This is a genomic window from Pseudomonas sp. PDM28 (genome assembly GCF_019219115.1).
GTDB classification, from domain to species: Bacteria; Pseudomonadota; Gammaproteobacteria; order Pseudomonadales; family Pseudomonadaceae; genus Aquipseudomonas; species Aquipseudomonas laurylsulfatiphila.
The window spans coordinates 39,018-56,148 of the sequence record NZ_JAHUWG010000006.1; the positions used below are offsets into that span (position 1 = coordinate 39,018).

17 protein-coding genes, 1 tRNA gene and 1 pseudogene are annotated in these 17,131 nt (G+C 60.3%); 7 read left to right on the forward strand and 12 right to left on the reverse strand.

Going from position 1 to position 17,131, the window contains the following annotated elements; genetic code table 11:
* Positions 1 to 85 precede the first annotated feature (85 nt).
* From KW841_RS14720 to KW841_RS14740, 5 genes are all read right to left on the reverse strand, one after another.
* The gene (locus tag KW841_RS14720) at positions 86 to 1,027 is read right to left on the reverse strand and encodes a ribose-phosphate pyrophosphokinase (RefSeq protein WP_003171603.1); all 942 of its coding nucleotides are present in this window, start codon (positions 1,025 to 1,027) and stop codon (positions 86 to 88) included.
* 46 nt (positions 1,028 to 1,073) lie between these two features.
* Positions 1,074 to 1,148, reverse strand: a tRNA-Gln gene (locus KW841_RS14725).
* Between the two features lie 36 nt (positions 1,149 to 1,184).
* Entirely contained in the window at positions 1,185 to 2,036 is an 852-nt protein-coding gene (gene ispE, locus KW841_RS14730) for a 4-(cytidine 5'-diphospho)-2-C-methyl-D-erythritol kinase (RefSeq protein WP_218477335.1), read from the reverse strand.
* Position 2,037: 1 nt separating this feature from the next.
* A complete protein-coding gene (gene lolB, locus KW841_RS14735; RefSeq protein ID WP_008046036.1) occupies positions 2,038 to 2,655 on the reverse strand; it encodes a lipoprotein insertase outer membrane protein LolB in 618 nt (205 codons plus the stop codon).
* A 4-nt stretch (positions 2,656 to 2,659) separates the two neighbouring features.
* Positions 2,660 to 4,384 (reverse strand): tetratricopeptide repeat protein, encoded by a 1,725-nt coding sequence (locus KW841_RS14740; RefSeq protein WP_007973884.1) that lies wholly within the window; start codon positions 4,382 to 4,384, stop codon positions 2,660 to 2,662.
* Between the two features lie 309 nt (positions 4,385 to 4,693).
* Between KW841_RS14740 and hemA the strand changes: the two genes are divergently transcribed.
* The 6 genes from hemA to KW841_RS14770 all read left to right on the forward strand — a co-directional run bounded on the left by hemA (position 4,694) and on the right by KW841_RS14770 (position 10,064).
* Positions 4,694 to 5,983 (forward strand): glutamyl-tRNA reductase, encoded by a 1,290-nt coding sequence (gene hemA / locus KW841_RS14745; RefSeq protein ID WP_007973881.1) that lies wholly within the window; start codon positions 4,694 to 4,696, stop codon positions 5,981 to 5,983.
* Entirely contained in the window at positions 5,980 to 7,062 is a 1,083-nt protein-coding gene (prfA, locus tag KW841_RS14750) for a peptide chain release factor 1 (RefSeq protein WP_007973879.1), read from the forward strand. Before hemA ends, prfA begins: the two co-directional genes overlap by 4 nt.
* Entirely contained in the window at positions 7,063 to 7,893 is an 831-nt protein-coding gene (gene prmC / locus KW841_RS14755; RefSeq protein ID WP_218477337.1) for a peptide chain release factor N(5)-glutamine methyltransferase, read from the forward strand.
* Positions 7,887 to 8,642 carry a molybdopterin-synthase adenylyltransferase MoeB gene (locus KW841_RS14760; protein WP_218477339.1) on the forward strand — a complete coding sequence of 252 codons (756 nt, stop codon included), beginning with the start codon at positions 7,887 to 7,889 and terminating at the stop codon, positions 8,640 to 8,642. Before prmC ends, KW841_RS14760 begins: the two co-directional genes overlap by 7 nt.
* Positions 8,635 to 9,426, forward strand: coding sequence for a glutamate racemase (gene murI, locus KW841_RS14765; RefSeq protein ID WP_218477341.1), 792 nt, complete (start codon positions 8,635 to 8,637; stop codon positions 9,424 to 9,426). The genes KW841_RS14760 and murI overlap by 8 nt, the downstream gene beginning before the upstream one ends.
* A 119-nt stretch (positions 9,427 to 9,545) precedes the next feature.
* The gene (locus KW841_RS14770) at positions 9,546 to 10,064 is read left to right on the forward strand and encodes an acyloxyacyl hydrolase (protein WP_218477343.1); all 519 of its coding nucleotides are present in this window, start codon (positions 9,546 to 9,548) and stop codon (positions 10,062 to 10,064) included.
* A gap of 125 nt (positions 10,065 to 10,189) precedes the next feature.
* On the opposite strand, the gene KW841_RS14775 is transcribed toward KW841_RS14770, so the two are convergent.
* From KW841_RS14775 to KW841_RS14805, 7 genes and pseudogenes are all read right to left on the reverse strand, one after another.
* Positions 10,190 to 10,495: a YkgJ family cysteine cluster protein gene (locus tag KW841_RS14775; RefSeq protein ID WP_015096814.1), complete on the reverse strand. Its 306-nt coding sequence runs from the start codon at positions 10,493 to 10,495 to the stop codon at positions 10,190 to 10,192.
* Between the two features lie 99 nt (positions 10,496 to 10,594).
* The gene (locus tag KW841_RS14780) at positions 10,595 to 11,377 is read right to left on the reverse strand and encodes an SDR family oxidoreductase (RefSeq protein ID WP_218477354.1); all 783 of its coding nucleotides are present in this window, start codon (positions 11,375 to 11,377) and stop codon (positions 10,595 to 10,597) included.
* Positions 11,374 to 11,469, reverse strand: a pseudogene (locus KW841_RS14785) (transcriptional regulator); the annotation flags it as partial. The gene KW841_RS14780 and the pseudogene KW841_RS14785, both read right to left, overlap by 4 nt.
* 5 nt (positions 11,470 to 11,474) lie before the next feature.
* Positions 11,475 to 12,917 (reverse strand): deoxyribodipyrimidine photo-lyase, encoded by a 1,443-nt coding sequence (gene phrB, locus KW841_RS14790; RefSeq protein WP_218477365.1) that lies wholly within the window; start codon positions 12,915 to 12,917, stop codon positions 11,475 to 11,477.
* Positions 12,918 to 12,938: 21 nt separating this feature from the next.
* On the reverse strand, positions 12,939 to 13,880 hold the full coding sequence (locus KW841_RS14795) for a MerR family transcriptional regulator (protein WP_218477367.1): 942 nt from the start codon (positions 13,878 to 13,880) through the stop codon (positions 12,939 to 12,941).
* Positions 13,880 to 14,839 carry a DUF523 and DUF1722 domain-containing protein gene (locus tag KW841_RS14800; protein WP_218477369.1) on the reverse strand — a complete coding sequence of 320 codons (960 nt, stop codon included), beginning with the start codon at positions 14,837 to 14,839 and terminating at the stop codon, positions 13,880 to 13,882. The genes KW841_RS14795 and KW841_RS14800 overlap by 1 nt, the downstream gene beginning before the upstream one ends.
* A gap of 199 nt (positions 14,840 to 15,038) precedes the next feature.
* Complete coding sequence (locus KW841_RS14805; RefSeq protein WP_007973863.1) at positions 15,039 to 16,025, reverse strand: NAD(P)/FAD-dependent oxidoreductase; 987 nt, start codon at positions 16,023 to 16,025, stop codon at positions 15,039 to 15,041.
* Between the two features lie 196 nt (positions 16,026 to 16,221).
* Here KW841_RS14805 and KW841_RS14810 point away from each other — a divergent pair, with 196 nt between their 5' ends.
* A complete protein-coding gene (locus tag KW841_RS14810; RefSeq protein WP_218477371.1) occupies positions 16,222 to 17,124 on the forward strand; it encodes a TIGR01777 family oxidoreductase in 903 nt (300 codons plus the stop codon).
* Positions 17,125 to 17,131: the final 7 nt, after the last annotated feature.

Sequence of the window (17,131 nt, forward strand, 5' to 3'; positions counted from 1 at the left end):
ATATGGGCAAAAAAGCCCCGCCCCGACAGGAATGCCGGGGCGGGGCGCTTTTCGTCAACGAGACATTTCGAGAAGGGCAGGGCCCTTAGCGGAACATCGCGCTGATCGATTCTTCATTGCTGATGCGGCGGACCGCCTCGGCAACTACCGGTGCGATATCCAGTTGGCGGATACGCGCACAGGCTTGTGCTGCAGCGGACAGCGGGATGGTGTTGGTCACCACCAGCTCGTCCAGCACGGAATTTTCAATGTTTTCGATCGCCCGACCCGACAGCACAGGGTGCGTGCAGTAGGCGAAAACCTTGGCAGCGCCATGCTCTTTCAGGGCCTTGGCCGCGTGGCACAGGGTGCCGGCGGTATCGACCATGTCATCGACCAGAATACAGGTACGCCCTTCGACATCACCGATGATATGCATCACTTCAGAGTGATTGGCTTTTTCACGGCGTTTGTCGATGATCCCGAGATCCACGCCCAGGGATTTGGCAACGGCACGTGCACGCACGACGCCACCAATGTCCGGGGACACGATCATCAGGTTTTCGAAGCGCTGATCTTCGATGTCATCCACCAGAACCGGGGAGCCGTAGATGTTATCTACCGGAATATCGAAGAAACCCTGGATTTGGTCAGCATGCAGATCAACCGTGAGAACACGGTCGATGCCGACTACGGTAAGCATGTCAGCCACGACTTTCGCGCTGATAGCCACACGTGCGGAACGCGGACGGCGATCCTGACGGGCATAACCAAAGTAAGGAATAACAGCAGTGATACGAGTAGCCGAGGAGCGGCGGAAGGCATCAGCCATCACTACCAGTTCCATCAGGTTATCGTTGGTCGGAGCGCAAGTCGGCTGAATAATGAAGACGTCTTTACCGCGGACGTTTTCATTGATCTCGGCTGTAATTTCGCCGTCGGAGAATTTACCGACAGAGATGTCACCGAGAGGGATATGCAGCTGACGTACGACACGCCGAGCCAGATCGGGGTTAGCGTTCCCCGTAAAGACCATCATCTTGGACACGCGCAGTACCTGAAGGCTGAGGGTAACCTGGATGAGTATAGGAAAATGGCAGGGGCGGCTGGATTCGAACCAACGCATGGCAGGATCAAAACCTGCTGCCTTACCGCTTGGCGACGCCCCTGTATCTGTTGCAACGATTACCCGGTAATCGGTTCCTTTAGAGCAGACTTTGAAGCTTGCGATGCAACATCGAAACGTTGCTTCCTTTTGCTACAAAACCTGTAAGGGTCTCTGTCAGAAGGGCCGAGACTTTATCAGCTTCAGCTTTGCTTGGGAAGCCCCCAAACACACAACTTCCAGTTCCGGTGAGTTTTGCTTCGGTAAATTTACCTAACAAATTCAAAGCGTTACGTACCTCTGGATAACGCCTTGTTACCACCGGCAAGCAGTCATTTCGACTGTTTCCCTTGGGAACGGGGCGCACTTTAATGGGAGGAGTGTTACGTGTCAACAACGGATCTGAAAAAATTTCTGCCGTACTTACAGAGACTTGCGGCACCAGCACCAGATACCACGGTTCTTCGGGGTCGACAGGGGTCAGTTTCTCCCCCACACCTTCGGCGAAAGCCGCATGACCACGAACGAAAACCGGGACGTCGGCGCCCAGCGTCAATCCCAGGCCAGCCAGGCGATCTTCATCCCAGCCCAATTGCCACAGGTGATTGAGGCCGAGCAAAGTCGTTGCGGCATTCGAACTGCCGCCGCCAATGCCGCCGCCCATGGGCAGGATCTTTTCGATCCAGATATCCACGCCCAGCGAACAACCGGATTGCTCCTGGAGTTTTTTCGCGGCCTTGACGATCAGGTTACTGTCGTGGGGCACGCCGACGAACTCGGTATGCAGCTGAATGACACCGTCATCGCGCAGGGCGTAGGTGATTTCGTCGCCGTAATCGAGAAACTGAAACATCGTTTGCAGTTCGTGGTAGCCGTCTTCGCGGCGACCGAGAATGTGCAGCATCAAATTGAGTTTGGCCGGAGACGGCAAAGTCAGGCGATTGGCTGGCATGTCATGACCCCAGTTTGCGTGGTTGCCAGGCCTTGATCACCAGGGTGACGTCAAGGTCGGTGCCATGCAGCTTGATGCGCTCGGGCAGCCAGTAACCGTTTTGCTGGGTGTAGTCGGTGTATTCGACCTGCCAGCCATCCTGCTCGAGGTTGGCCAGGCGACTGTCGGTATCCAGGGTCAGGCGACTTTTGCTGTCCGGAGCCGGGAGTCCGCGTACCCACCAGGCCAGATTGGACACCGGCAGCTTCCAGCCCAGCTGTTCTTCGAGCAGCACTTCCGGGTTCGGCGCGTCGTAGCGTCCCTGGTTGGCGACTTCCAGCGACACCTTGCCCGGACGTCCGGTCAGGCGAGCCGCACCACGGCCCAGTGGCCCGGACAGGCGAATGTCGTAGTAATCCTGGCGCTGCAACCAGAACAGCGTGCCGCTGCCCGAGTCTTTCGGCGCACGGATGCCGATCTTGCCGTCGATCTGCCAGCCATCGAGGCCGGTCAGTTGCTGTTTGTGCTCGCGCCATTGGGCGGCGTTGCCATGCCCCTCGACCGATTCGCGGGGACCAAGGCCTGCGCAACCGGCGAGCAGGGCGATAAAGCTGAAAACGATGAAATGGCGCAAAAACATAATCTTAAAGAGTCTCTGATCCGGTCAGGCGTTTGATGGTGCCACGCAGGGTCGGGCTGTCAGGCTGTTCCTTGAGGAATTTGCCCCAGACTTGTCTGGCTTCGCGCTGTTTGCCGTTGGCCCACAGGACTTCGCCCAGGTGAGCGGCGACTTCCTGGTCGGGGAAGCGTTCCAGGGCCTGGCGCAGCAGACGCTCGGCTTCGTCGAGATTGCCCAGGCGATAATTCACCCAGCCAAGGCTGTCGAGTACCGCCGGATCTTCCGGACTGATCTGGTGCGCCTGTTCGATCAGGGCCTTGGCTTCGGCGTAGCGTGTGGTGCGGTCGGACAAGGTGTAGCCGAGGGCGTTCAACGCCATGGCATTGTCCGGGTCGCGCTTGATAATCGTGCGCAGGTCTTTTTCCATCTGCGCCAGGTCATTGCGTTTTTCCGCCTGCATGGCACGGGTGTAGAGCAGGTTCAAATCGTCCGGGTATTGCTGCAAGGCTTGATGCAGAACACTCCAGGCCTTGTCGCCCTGATTGTTGGCGGACAGGGTTTCGGCTTCGATGAGGTACAGCTGGATGGCGTAATCCGGCTGCTCGTCGCGCTCTGCCGCCAGCTTTCTTTGCGCTTCGGCGGTCCTGCCGTTGTCTATCAGGATGTCGGCCTGGCGCAACTGCGCCGGCAGGAAATCGTTGCCCGGGCCCACCTTGGCGTATTCGATCAATGCGCCTTGCGGGTCGTTTTGTTCTTCGGCGATGCGGCCGAGGTTCAGGTGCGCCGAGTCGACGTGGCTGTCCCGGGCGATCAGGTCTTCAAGATAACCCTTGGCCTCGTTCCAGGCCTTGGCTTCCAGGCAGACCAGTGCCAGGGAGTATCGCAGATCGTCGTCTTCAGGGTATTGCTGAACCAGGCTCGAGAACTCGGCCTTGGCGTCGTCCATACGGTCCTGTTCAACCAGCATCCGCGCATAAGTCAGGCGCAGGCGTTTGTCGTCCGGGTATTTCTTGATGCTTTTCTGCAGAAGCGGCAAGGCCTCGTCACCGCGATCGAGGGTTTGCAGCAGGCGAGCGCGCAGCAGAATCGGGGCAATTTCGCCGTCGTCCGGCGGATTGTCTTCCAGCAGTTTCAGTGCGCCTTTGGTGTCGCCATCCTGTTGCATCAGCAGCGCCTTGCCGAAAATCAGCTGGCTGTTGTTCGGATGGCGCTGCAGCAAGCGGTCGAAGCTTTTCATCAGGCCGTTGCGCGTGTCCTGGTCGGTGTCGGCCGCCGACAGCGCCAGGAAGTCGAAATGAGTGTCGCCCTTGCCTTGCAGGACTTTCTCCATATAGACCATGGAGTCGTCATAACGCCCGGCGCGGGCCAGTTGCACGGCGGCGGCGCGTTGTGCTTCGAGGTCGTCGGGGGCGTTTTTCGCCCAGATCAGCGCGGTGTCCAGGGCAGCCTGATCGGCGCCCAGGTATTCGGCGATACGGAATGCCCGCTCCGAGATGCCCGGATCCTGGGTGTTGATGGCCTGGGTCACATAGTTGTCCAGGGCAATGTCGAAACGATTGCGCTGGCCAGCCAGTTCGGCGCTCAACAGGCTGAAGACGGTTTCCTCGCTGAAGGAGCTGTAGACCTTCGGCTTTTCAGGGGCCGGGGTGCTGTCTTCAACCGGCGGCGTACCGTCCGACGAAACGGGTGCCAAGGCCTGGCAGCCGCTGAGGAAGACAAAAGCGAGGAGCAACGCGGAAGATCTATTCATATAGGAAGAGGACGACTAACCTGCGGTCGGATCATCATGACACAAGCTTTAGGCCAAACATAACCGGCCCGCCAATTTACCCAATCCCCGGACTTGCGCGATGCCCCTGTAGGAGCTGCCGCAGGCTGCGATCTTTTGATCTTGAAAAACAAAGTCAAAAGATCGCAGCCTGCGGCAGCTCCTACAGGTCGTGAACGAGAATGGCTCGCAAGCCGGGGCGTCCCATCGGCGCGATAGATATCGAGTAGTTGTTCTGATTCCGTCGAAGTAGGACAATTGCCGGCTTCACGTCACCATCAGCGACTTTGAATGGCCTTCCTTGCACTCGGTATTAACCACAAGACTGCTTCAGTAGACGTCCGCGAGCGCGTGGCTTTTACCCCTGAGCAGCTGGTTGAGGCCTTGCAGCAGCTCTGCCGACTCACCGACAGCCGCGAAGCTGCGATCCTCTCCACCTGCAATCGCAGTGAACTCTATATAGAACAGGATCACCTGTCGGCAGACGTCGTGCTGCGCTGGCTGGCCGAATATCATCATTTGAGCTACGACGAACTGCGCGAAAGCGCCTATGTGCATGAAGATGATGCGGCAGTTCGTCACATGATGCGGGTGGCTTCCGGGCTCGACTCGCTGGTGTTGGGCGAGCCGCAGATTCTCGGCCAGATGAAGTCGGCTTATGCCGTGGCTCGCGAGGCGGGCACCATCGGGCCGTTGCTCGGTCGGCTGTTCCAGGCCACGTTCAACGCGGCCAAGCAGGTGCGCACCGACACGGCCATCGGCGAGAACCCGGTGTCGGTGGCATTTGCCGCGGTGAGCCTGGCCAAGCAGATTTTCAGCGACCTGCAGCGCAGCCAGGCCTTGTTGATCGGCGCCGGCGAGACCATCACCCTGGTCGCCCGCCATCTGCATGACCTGGGGGTAAAGCGCATCGTGGTCGCCAACCGTACCCTGGAGCGCGCGAGCATCCTGGCCGAGCAGTTCGGCGCTCATGCGGTGTTGTTGTCGGATATTCCGGCAGAGCTGGTGCGCAGCGATATCGTCATCAGTTCCACCGCCAGTCAGTTGCCGATCCTGGGCAAGGGTGCAGTGGAAAGCGCCTTGAAACTGCGCAAGCACAAACCCATTTTCATGGTGGATATCGCCGTTCCCCGCGATATCGAACCCGAAGTCGGCGAGTTGGACGACGTTTACCTCTATAGCGTCGACGACCTTCACGAAGTGGTCGCCGAGAACCTCAAGAGCCGCCAGGGCGCTGCCCAGGCCGCCGAAGAGATGGTCTCGGTCGGCGCCGAAGACTTCATGGTCCGCCTGCGTGAATTGGCGGCGGTAGATGTGCTCAAGGCCTATCGTCAACAGAGCGAACGCCTGCGCGACGAAGAATTGCAAAAGGCCCAGCGCATGCTGGCCAACGGCAGCAGCGCCGAAGAGGTGCTGGTGCAACTGGCTCGCGGGCTGACCAACAAACTCTTGCACGCTCCGAGCGTGCAGTTGAAAAAGCTCTCTGCCGAAGGTCGCCTGGATGCGCTGGCGATGGCCCAGGAACTCTTTGCCCTCGGTGAGGGCTCATCGGATAGCTTTTCGGATAAAAAACCGCAATGAAAGCGTCACTGCTCAATAAGCTGGATATCCTCCAGGACCGTTTCGAGGAATTGACTGCCCTGCTGGGCGATGGCGAGGTCATTTCCGATCAGAACAAGTTCCGCACCTATTCCAAGGAGTACGCGGAAGTTGAACCGATCGTGGGCACCTATAAAGAACTGCTGAAAGTGCAGGATGACCTCGAGGGCGCCCAGGCTCTGCTCAAGGACAGCGACCCGGACATGCGTGAAATGGCCGTGGAAGAAGTCCGCGAGGCCAAGGAGCGCCTGGTCACGCTCGAAGCCGACCTGCAGCGCATGTTGCTGCCCAAGGACCCGAACGACGGGCGCAACGTGTTCCTCGAAATCCGTGCCGGCACCGGCGGCGACGAGGCGGCGATTTTCTCCGGCGACCTGTTTCGCATGTATTCGCGTTACGCCGAGCGTCGTGGCTGGCGGGTGGAGATCCTCTCGGAAAACGAGGGTGAACACGGCGGCTATAAAGAGGTGATTGCCCGGGTCGAGGGCGACAACGTCTACGGCAAGCTCAAGTTCGAATCCGGTGCGCACCGCGTGCAGCGGGTTCCGGCGACCGAATCCCAGGGCCGTATCCACACGTCGGCCTGCACCGTGGCGGTATTGCCCGAGCCGGACGAACAGGAAGCCATCGAGATCAACCCGGCCGACCTGCGCATCGATACCTATCGCTCCTCCGGCGCCGGTGGCCAGCACGTCAACAAGACTGATTCGGCGATCCGCATTACGCACTTGCCGTCCGGCATCGTGGTCGAGTGCCAGGAAGAACGTTCGCAGCACAAGAACCGCGCCCGGGCGATGTCCTGGTTGTCGGCCAAGCTGAACGATCAGCAGACCTCCGCCGCGGCCAACGCCATCGCCAGCGAACGCAAGTTGCTGGTGGGTTCCGGTGATCGCTCAGAGCGCATCCGCACCTACAATTTTGCCCAGGGCCGGGTCACCGACCACCGGGTCAATCTGACCTTGTATTCCCTCGACGAGATCCTCGCCGGCGGTGTCGAGGCGGTGATCGAGCCGTTGCTGGCCGAGTACCAGGCCGATCAACTGGCGGCGATAGGTGAGTAAATGACGATCATCGCCAGTTTGTTGCGTGCCGCCGATCTGCCCGACTCGCCGACGGCGCGTCTGGATGCCGAATTGCTGCTGGCGGCGGCGTTGGGCAAGTCCCGCAGTTTCCTGCACACCTGGCCGGAACGCATCGTGCCGAGCGAAGCGGCGCTGACGTTCGCCGAGTATTTGCAGCGCCGCCGCAGCGGTGAGCCGGTGGCCTATATCCTAGGCCAGCAAGGTTTCTGGAAGCTGGACCTGGAAGTGGCACCGCACACGCTGATCCCGCGCCCGGACACCGAACTGCTGGTGGAGGCTGCGCTGGAATTGTTGCCGGCCACACCGGCCAAGGTGCTCGACCTCGGTACCGGCAGCGGCGCGATTGCCCTGGCGTTGGCCAGTGAGCGTACGGCCTGGAGCGTCACGGCCGTGGATCGCGTGCTGGAAGCCGTCGCCCTGGCCGAGCGCAATCGCCAGCGCCTGCACTTGAACAACGCCAAGGTGCTGAGCAGCCATTGGTTCAGTGCCCTGGAAGGTCAGCGTTTTCAGCTGATCATCAGCAATCCGCCCTACATTGCAGCGGCTGATCCGCATCTGGTCGAGGGCGATGTGCGCTTTGAGCCGGCCAGTGCCCTGGTGGCCGGTGTCGACGGGCTCGACGATCTGCGTCTGATCGTCGCCCAGGCGCCGGATCATCTCGACGCTGGCGGCTGGCTGATGCTCGAACACGGTTACGATCAGGCCGAGGCGGTCCGCGACCTGCTGCTGACTCGCGGTTTTGAAGAAGTCCACAGCCGCACCGATCTGGGCGGTCACCAACGCATCAGTCTGGGGCGCCTGCCGTGCTGAATGATCAGGAGTTGCTGCGTTACAGTCGGCAGATTCTGCTGCAACACATCGATATCAACGGCCAGTTGCGGCTCAAGGACAGTCGCGTATTGATCGTCGGACTCGGCGGCCTTGGTGCGCCAGCGGCGCTGTATCTGGCGGCCGCCGGCATTGGCGAGATGCACCTGGCGGACTTCGACACGGTCGACCTGACCAACCTGCAACGCCAGATCATTCACGACACCGACAGCGTCGGTATGACCAAGGTCGATTCGGCGCTCAAGCGCCTGACCGCGATCAATCCCGAGATTCAACTGGTCGCCCATCGTGCGGCGCTGGATGAGGACTCCCTGGCCGCCGTGGTGGCCGGGGTGGATCTGGTCCTCGATTGCTCGGACAATTTTTCCACCCGTGAAGCGGTCAATGCCGCGTGCGTGGCCGCCGGCAAACCGCTGGTCAGTGGTGCGGCGATTCGCCTCGAGGGCCAGCTGTCGGTGTTCGATCCGCGTCGGCCAGAGAGTCCGTGCTACCACTGTTTGTACGGGCACGGCAGCGAAGCCGAACTGACTTGCAGCGAGGCCGGCGTGGTCGGTCCGCTGGTGGGACTGGTCGGCAGCCTGCAAGCGCTTGAAGCACTGAAGTTGCTGGCCGGATTCGGTGAGCCACTGGTGGGGCGCCTGTTGCTGATCGATGCCTTGGGCACGCGCTTTCGCGAATTGCGGGTCAAGCGCGACCCGGGCTGCAGCGTCTGTGGGTCCAAACATGCGTGAAGCGCCGATTGGCGTGTTCGACTCCGGCGTCGGTGGGCTCTCGGTGCTGGCCGAGATCCAGCGCTTGCTGCCCAACGAGACGCTGATGTACGTCGCCGATTGCGGGAATATTCCCTATGGCGAGAAAACCCCGGCATTTATCCAGCAGCGTTGCAGCGTGATGGCCGACTTCTTTCAGCAGCAGGGCGCCAAAGCCCTGGTGCTGGCCTGCAACACGGCAACGGTGGCCGGCGTCGCCGACTTGCGTCGCGACTATCCCGAATGGCCCATCGTCGGCATGGAGCCGGCCGTCAAGCCGGCGGCCGCCGCAACCCGCTCCGGCGTGGTCGGGGTGCTGGCCACCACCGGCACCTTGCAGAGCGCCAAGTTCGCCGCGTTGCTCGACCGCTTCGCCACGGACGTGAAAGTGATCACCCAGCCCTGTCCGGGACTGGTGGAGTTGATTGAAAACGGCGACCTGCATAGCGCCGAGCTGCGTCAGCTGTTGGCCGGGTATGTCGAGCCACTGCTGGCGGCTGGCGCAGACACCCTGATTCTCGGCTGCACCCATTACCCCTTTCTCAAGCCGATGCTCCGGCAGATGGTCCCTGCGGACATCAGCCTGATCGATACCGGTGCCGCCGTCGCGCGGCAACTCCAGCGGCTTTTGGCCGAACGCGAACTGCTCGCCGCCGGACCTGCCCGTGAAGCGCAGTTCTGGACCAGCGCCGATCCGCTTCATTTCAGAAATATCTTGCCGATACTGTGGAATACCTCTGGCGTTGTGCGAAGCTTCAACAGGTAGAAGGCTGTCTGGGGGGACGAAAAATCGGGGTGAACTTCTGATAAATCGCTGACTTCTATAGTTTTGCTGGGCCAGGCAACAAAAAATCATACGAAATCGTTCGGAAAAGGAAGTTTCTAGTGAAGCGACTATTCTGCTTGGCCGCGATTGCGGCCGCATTAATGGGGCACACCTTTACTGCGCAGGCGGCAGGTGTGGAGTTCGCGGTTGGTCAGACCAGCGATTCGACCATGACGTATCGACTGGGCATGCAATTCGATTGGGATCAGAGTTGGTGGCAGAGCGACGTGGGTCGCCTGACCGGTTACTGGAGCGGCGCGTACACCTATTGGGAAGGTGACAAGACCTCCAGCAATAACAGCCTGTCGTTCTCCCCGGTATTCGTTTACGAATTTGCTGGCCAGAACGTCAAACCGTACGTTGAAGCGGGCATTGGCGTGGCGTTGTTCTCCAATACCCGACTCGAAGACAACAACATCGGCAGCGCTTTCCAGTTTGAAGACCGCTTCGGTTTTGGCCTGCGCTTCAATGGCGGTCATGAAGTCGGGGTGCGTGCGACGCACTATTCCAACGCCGGCCTTGCCAGTTCCAACGACGGTGTAGAAAGCTACTCGCTGCACTACACGTTGCCGTTGTAAGCACCAAGGTCCCATGTGGGAGCGAGCTTGCTCGCGATGACGGTATATCAGCCAACATTGATGTTGAGTTTGAAGCCGCTATCGCGAGCAAGCTCGCTCCCACAGGGGGCGCGTTGTTTTCCAACTCAGCGATACGCCGTCGAAATCCCCAGGCGTTCGTCGATGCACTCCGGTGCGCCCATCTCGAACTCCCGGCAGATCAGCGGACGTTTTTCGTAGATGGTGCACATCATCGTGTTGCGATCCAGGGCGGCACACCAGCCGTCGTCCAGGCGCAGCATGACTTCCCCGCCCCAGTCATCGGTATCGATGAACCGTTCAGGCACACCCGTGTCGGTGATCAGCATGACTTCGAGCTGGCAGCAACAGGCTGCGCAGGTCGAGCACGTGACTGCGGGTTCCGCGATTTGCGTATGGGGGATGGTTTTCATGCCGCGCAGTGTAAGGCAGTCACCCGGTACTGTGTGAAAGGTCTGACGGACGCCCAGGTATCGGAACGTCCGGGATGCCGCTGCCGATGATGGCGACTTTCAGGGTTGGTCCTTGATCGGTGGCTGGCTGCGCACCATGCGCTTGCCGATCTCCAGTTTCACTTGGTCCGGCCGTTTGGACAGCGGCCAGAGGGCGGCCATGAACGCAGCCGGGAAAGCGATTTCCAGCGGGCGGTCCTTGAGCTTTTCGAAGATGTGTCGCGCAGCTTTCTCCACCGGCCAGCTCAAGGGCATGGGAAAGTCGTTTTTCGCCCTCAGCGGCGTTTCGACAGGCCCAGGGTTGATCACCGTGAGTTCTATGCCTTCAGGGGCCAGGTCGATGCGCAGGGATTCGAACAGGTAACGCAGCCCGGCTTTTGAGGTGCCATATGCTTCGGCCTCGGGCAGCGGCAGGTAAGTGACCGTACTGGCCATGGTCACCATATGGGGTGCGGTGCCGGCACGCAGCAAAGGCAGGGCGGCGTCGATGCAATAGCTGCTGGCCAACAGGTTGGTGCGCAATACGTGCTCGACAATCGACGCATCGAACTGCTTGGCGTCCACGTACTCGCTGGTGCCGGCATTGAGTATCACGGTGTCCAGCGAGCCCCAGTCCTCGGCAATCTGCTCACCGATCTCGCGCACGGTCTGGCTGTTGGTCAGGTCACCGGCCACCACCAGCACTTGCCCCGGATAGCGTTGCGACAAGACTTTCAACTGCGCTACCGACCGCGAACTGACGGCCAGGTGCGCACCGGTTTTCAGGATTTCTTCGGCCAGGGCCGCACCAATGCCGCTACTGGCACCGGTTAGCCAGTATCGTCGTGCGAGTGTACGACTCATCCCAATCTCCTTTTCAGCCAGGCCATTGCCCGGCCCAATATGGGTAAACATTTATGAAGCAGAGCCCCGGCATCGAGGTAACCCCGGTGGCGGTCATTCATGATCCAACGCCGGCGTATTGGCGTGACGGCAGATTTTTGAACGCCGTCAACGCACGCGTACGGGATGTGCTCAAGTCGACGATCGGTGAAGGGTAATCCACCCCACCAAAAAGGCCGCCGAGATTGGCGGGGTTGTGCACGTCTTTTTTATTCAGCCCTGCCAGCTCCGGCAGCCATTGCTTGATGAATACACCTTCGGGATCGAATTTTTCCGATTGGCTCAGCGGGTTGAAAATCCGGAAGTAGGGCGCCGAATCGGTGCCGGTGGAAGAGCTCCATTGCCAGCCACCATTGTTCGCCGCCAGGTCGCCATCGATCAGGTGACGCATGAAAAAGCGTTCGCCTTCGCGCCAGTCGATCAACAGGTTCTTGGTCAGGAACATCGCCACCACCATGCGCAGGCGGTTGTGCATCCAGCCGGTGGCCAAGAGTTGGCGCATGGCGGCGTCGATGATCGGCAAGCCGGTGCGCGCCTGTTGCCAGGCAGCCAGTTCATCGGGAGCGTTGCGCCAGGCCAGCGCTTCGGTTTCCGGGCGAAACGCACGGTGCCGGGACACTCGCGGGTAGCCCACCAGGATGTGTTTGTAGAATTCGCGCCACAGCAGTTCGTTGATCCAGGTGACGGCGCCTGTGTTGCCGCTTTCGAACTCGCCCTGATTGCTGTTCAACGCGGCGTGCAGGCATTGGCGTGGAGAAATCACCCCGGCGGCAAGATAGGCCGAGAGCTGACTGGTGCCGGGTTTTGCCGGGAAGTCGCGTTCGTTCTGGTAGTGGTCGATCTGCGCTTCGCTAAAGCTGTCGAGGCGGCGCCGGGCTTCGGTTTCGCCGGCCGGCCACAGGCTGCGCAGAGGATCACCGGGCGTTGCGAAACCCTCGACGCTCAAGGGGACCGCATCGCTGGCAATGTTCTGCGGCGCCTGTTTGTGCGGCGCGCGGACCAGGCTGGGCAGCGAGTGGTGCAGTCGTTCGTAGCAGACTTTGCGGAACTGGCTGAAGACCTGAAAGTAAGTACCGGTCCGGGTCAGCACGCTCCCGGGCTTGAACAGCAATTGATCGAGGTGGCGGCAAACCTCGATGCCTTCGGCCTGTAGCGCCCGGGCGACAGCTGCATCGCGACGGGACTCGTGAATACCGTACTCATCGTTGAGGTGCAACGCGTCGACCTGCCACTGCCGGCACAGGTTCAGCAATACGCTGGGCGCGTCATCCCAGCGGGGAGCCTGGCGGATCAGCAGGGGAATGTTCAGTTGAGCCAGTTCGCGACTCAGTTCGCGCAGGTTACGCAGCCAGAAGTCCACTTTGCAGGGCGCATCGTCATGTTCCAGCCATTGCTCCGGACTCAGCAGGTACACCGCCACGCAGGGGCCACGAGCCGCGGCGGCCGAGAGGGCGGTGTTGTCATGTAGACGCAAGTCGCTGCGCAGCCAGATCAATTGCATAGAGGAATCCACGCGATTCATTTAAATCAGCCCGCACTGAACGAGTGCCTGATGTGCCGACAATGGATCTTCGGCCAGGTACAAGTCAGTGATCTCGTTGGTACTGGCGGACAACTCGGCGTGGTGGATGCACACCGTTGGTCCGGCAATCATTTTTGGGCAACCGACGCCTTTGAAAAGTTTCGGCAGTTGCGCCAGGTTCATGGCCTTGCTTGAGTACAGCAGAACCCCGCGAGGTTGCAGCAGTTCGACCGCCAATGCCAGTTCGCCGACAGGCAGCGGCCCGTCGAAGACCTCCACCGGGCAATCCGCACTGCTGATCAGCCAGGCCGTGAGCCACAGCTGAGGTTCCAGGGGCAGGTCCGAGTGGTTGATCAACAACAGTGGCGCGGTACGCAACTGGCGATTGTTATGGTAGATGCGTGCGCCGAATTTGCTGCGCAGCCAGGCAGAAAAAAACACACGCTCCATCTGCGCACCGAACTGGCCTTGCCAGCGTTGCTCCAGAGCGGCCAGCAAAGGCATCAGCAATTGCTCGCACAGGGTTCGCGGCGGATACAGCGCCATCGCCTGATTGACGTTGTCATCCAGGGCGCGTTCCTGCAATTCGCTGACTGCCTGCAGCAGCGTTAGCAGCAAGGTGTGCCAGTCGTTGTCGACGGACTCGCTGAATACTTGCGGCGTGTCGAGCAATTCCTTGACCTGGCTGACGGCGACGCCACGGTTGAGCCAGGTGAGGATGGCCTGGATACGTTGTACATGATCGGGCGAGAACAGCCGATGCCCCTTGGGGGTGCGTTGCGGCACGATCAGACCGTAGCGCCGCTCCCAGGCGCGCAGGGTTACGGCGTTGACGCCGGTCAGGCGCGCCACTTCACGGATTGGCAGCCACCCTTCGTCCAGCGCCTTTTTAAAGTCATCGCCGAGGTCTTCGCGGGCGCTGGTGTCGAGTGTCTTTTTCATCAGATGGCGTTTCGCAGGCTGAGGTTTTCCGGGTGCGGTTGCAGATAGACCTGCTGTGCGATGTACGGATCGGGGTGTTGGCGAAAGTGATGTTTGAGCAGCGTCAGCGGCACCACCAACGGCACGATGCCTTGGTGGTACTGGCTGATCAGCTGTTGCACTTCCTGCTTGTCTTCGCGGCTGATGGCTTGTTTCAGGTAGCCACTGAGGTGTTGCAGGACGTTGGTATGGGTGCGACGGGTGGCGCACTTTTTCAGCGCTGCCATCAATTCGCTGAAATATCGAGGGCCCAGTTCCTGCGGATCGTTTTTGCCCATGCTGCCCAGCAGGTGGCCCAGGGCTTTGTATTGCACCGGGTTGTGGGCCATCAGCAGGTATTTGTAGCGTGAGTGAAAGTCTGTGAGGCCGCGCCGGGTCAAGCCTTCCTGGCGTAGCTGCTGCCAGGCGCTGTAGGCGAATACGCGGGTGAGGAAGTTTTCCCGAAGCACCGGATCGTTGAGCCGGCCGTCTTCCTCCACCGGCAAGTCCGGGTGCAGCAGGCAGAAGGCCTGGGCGTAGATCCCGCGACCGCCACTGTCCGCTCGTGTGCCGTTGGCGTGGTAGACCTTGACCCGCTCCAGGCCACAGGACGGGGAATTTTGCATGAAGATATAACCGCAAATATCCCCCAGCTGCGCTGCCATTTCCCGGCCGTAGGTGGCCAGCGGTTGTGTCACGTTCAGGTTGTGATCCAGGGTACCCACGGCTTCGGGTTGATCGGCACCACTCACCAGTCGAATCGGTTGGCGGGGTACGCCGAGGCCGATGGCCACTTCCGGGCAGACCGGGATGAAATCGAAATAATCAGTGAGGGTACGGCTGCACAGCCGCGATTCCTTGTGCCCGCCGTTGAAGCGCACATCGAGCCCCATCAGGCAGGCGCTGATGGCTATTTTCGGTTTGACAGGGGCGTGGGACATCGGAACACCTCGAATCTAAACCTGTACAAACATTTGCGTCTGTACAAGATAACTCCATCATAGATTCAAAGTTATACAAGTCAAATTTTTTGTATAGGTTTTTGCGACGCAACGCCCCTGTAGGCGCTGCCGAAGGCTGCGATCTTTTGATTTTGTTTTTCAAGATCAACAGATCGCAGCCTTCGGCAGCTCCTACGCATCATTGCAGGTGTTCATGCAAGCGGCGGGCAGCTTCCTGACCGCTTAGCCAGGCGCCTTCGACGCGTCCGGACAAGCACCAGTCGCCACAGGCGTACAGCCCCAGGTCGGCATCGGCCAGGGTGCCCCATTCGTGATTGCTGGCGGGGCGGGCGTAGAGCCAGCGGTGGGCGAGGCTGAACGTCGGCGCGGGCATGGAACCGTGCAGCAGTTCGGCAAACGCGCCGTGCAGCTGCTCGATCACCGCTTCCTTGGGCAGGTCGATGTGTTGCCGGCTCCAGGCACTCGTGGCGTGCAGCACCCAAGTGTCGAGAGTGTTGTCGCGCCCGGGTTTGCTGCGGTTGCGGGCCAGCCAGTCGAGTGGGCTGTCCTGGACGAAGCAGCCTTCCATGGGCGTTTCCAGTGGCGTTTCGAAGGCCAGGGCGATGGCCCAGGTCGGGTCCATTTTCACCCCGGCGGCGGCCCCTGCGAGTTTCGGCGCCGATGCCAGCAGAGCCGTGGCCTGCGGCGCCGGCGTGGCGATGACGACGTGGCTGAACGGTCCGTGGGTGAAGCCCTCGGCGTCCTGCAGATGCCAGTGTTCTTCCCCGCGATAGACCTCGGTGATCCGGCAGGCGAAATGCACTTCAAGATCACCGATCAGGGCGCGGGTGATGGCACTCATGCGCGGCGTACCGACCCAGCGGGTCTGCTCGTCCGGCGACAGGTTGAGCTGACCGCCATGGTAGGTGTACAGCTGCGGCGTCCACTCGGCGACCCAGCCTCTGGCCTGCCAGCGTTGGACTTCCGTGACAAAGCGGCGGTCGCGGGCGGTGAAATACTGCGCGCCCATGTCCAGAGCACCCGCATCGCTGCGCTTGCTCGACATGCGCCCGCCGCTGCCGCGGCTTTTATCGAAAAGTTGAACCACATACCCGAGGTCCGTCAGGGCCTGGGCGGCGGAGAGTCCGGCAATGCCGGTGCCAATGATTGCGATAGGTACAGTCATAGGGGCCTCGTTTACCTTTCTGTACAGACTACGCCGGGGTTCAAACCTGTACAATATTGTTTTTTGGTATAACTTTTAGCGTTCTCGTTCTGACAGCTTGGCCTATTGTTAACCATAGAGCCTGCTCGATACCAAAGATCCCTGCTTATAAAAATAGACTAGTGGACAGGGTAAAACGCCACGCGAGGAAGAAGTCATGCACATATTGCTGACCGGCGGTACTGGTTTGATAGGACGTCAGCTCTGCCGGCACTGGTCGGGGCAGGGCCATCGCCTGACAGTCTGGAGTCGCAAGCCTGAAAAAGTCGCGAAAACCTGTGGTGACCAAGTACGTGGAATTGCCCGGTTGGAGGATCTTGGGCAGGAACCGGTGGATGCGATCGTCAATCTTGCCGGCGCGCCGATTGCCGACCGACCCTGGACCCACAAGCGTAAAGCCTTGTTGTGGAGCAGCCGGATCACGCTGACAGAAACCCTGCTGGCGTGGCTTGAGCGTCGCGAGCAGAAACCCCGGGTGTTGATTTCCGGTTCGGCTGTCGGCTGGTATGGCGACGGTGGCGAGCGCGAACTGACCGAGGACTCGGGGCCGGTCAGCGAAGACTTTGCCAGCCAGTTATGCATCGCCTGGGAAGAGACCGCGCAACGGGCTGAAGCGCTGGGCATCCGCGTCATCCTCATTCGAACCGGGTTGGTGCTGTCGGCCGAGGGCGGCTTTTTGTCGCGGCTGTTACTGCCCTTCAAGCTGGGGCTGGGAGGGCCGATCGGCAACGGCCGGCAATGGATGCCATGGATTCATATCGACGATCAAATCGCTCTGATTGATTTTCTTCTGCATCGTAACGAGGCCAGCGGTCCCTATAATGCGTGCGCACCCAAACCGGTGCGCAACCGCGAGTTTGCCAAGACGTTGGGCAGCGTGCTGCATCGCCCGGCATTCATGCCGATGCCGGCCTTCGCATTGAAGGTCGGGTTGGGCGAGTTGTCCTTGCTGTTGCTGGGCGGCCAACGGGCCACGCCGGTTCGCTTGTTACAGGCGGGTTTCACTTTTCAGTTCACGGATTTGCGTGCGGCTCTGGATGATTTGTCCGCTCGCCTTTGAAATAGGA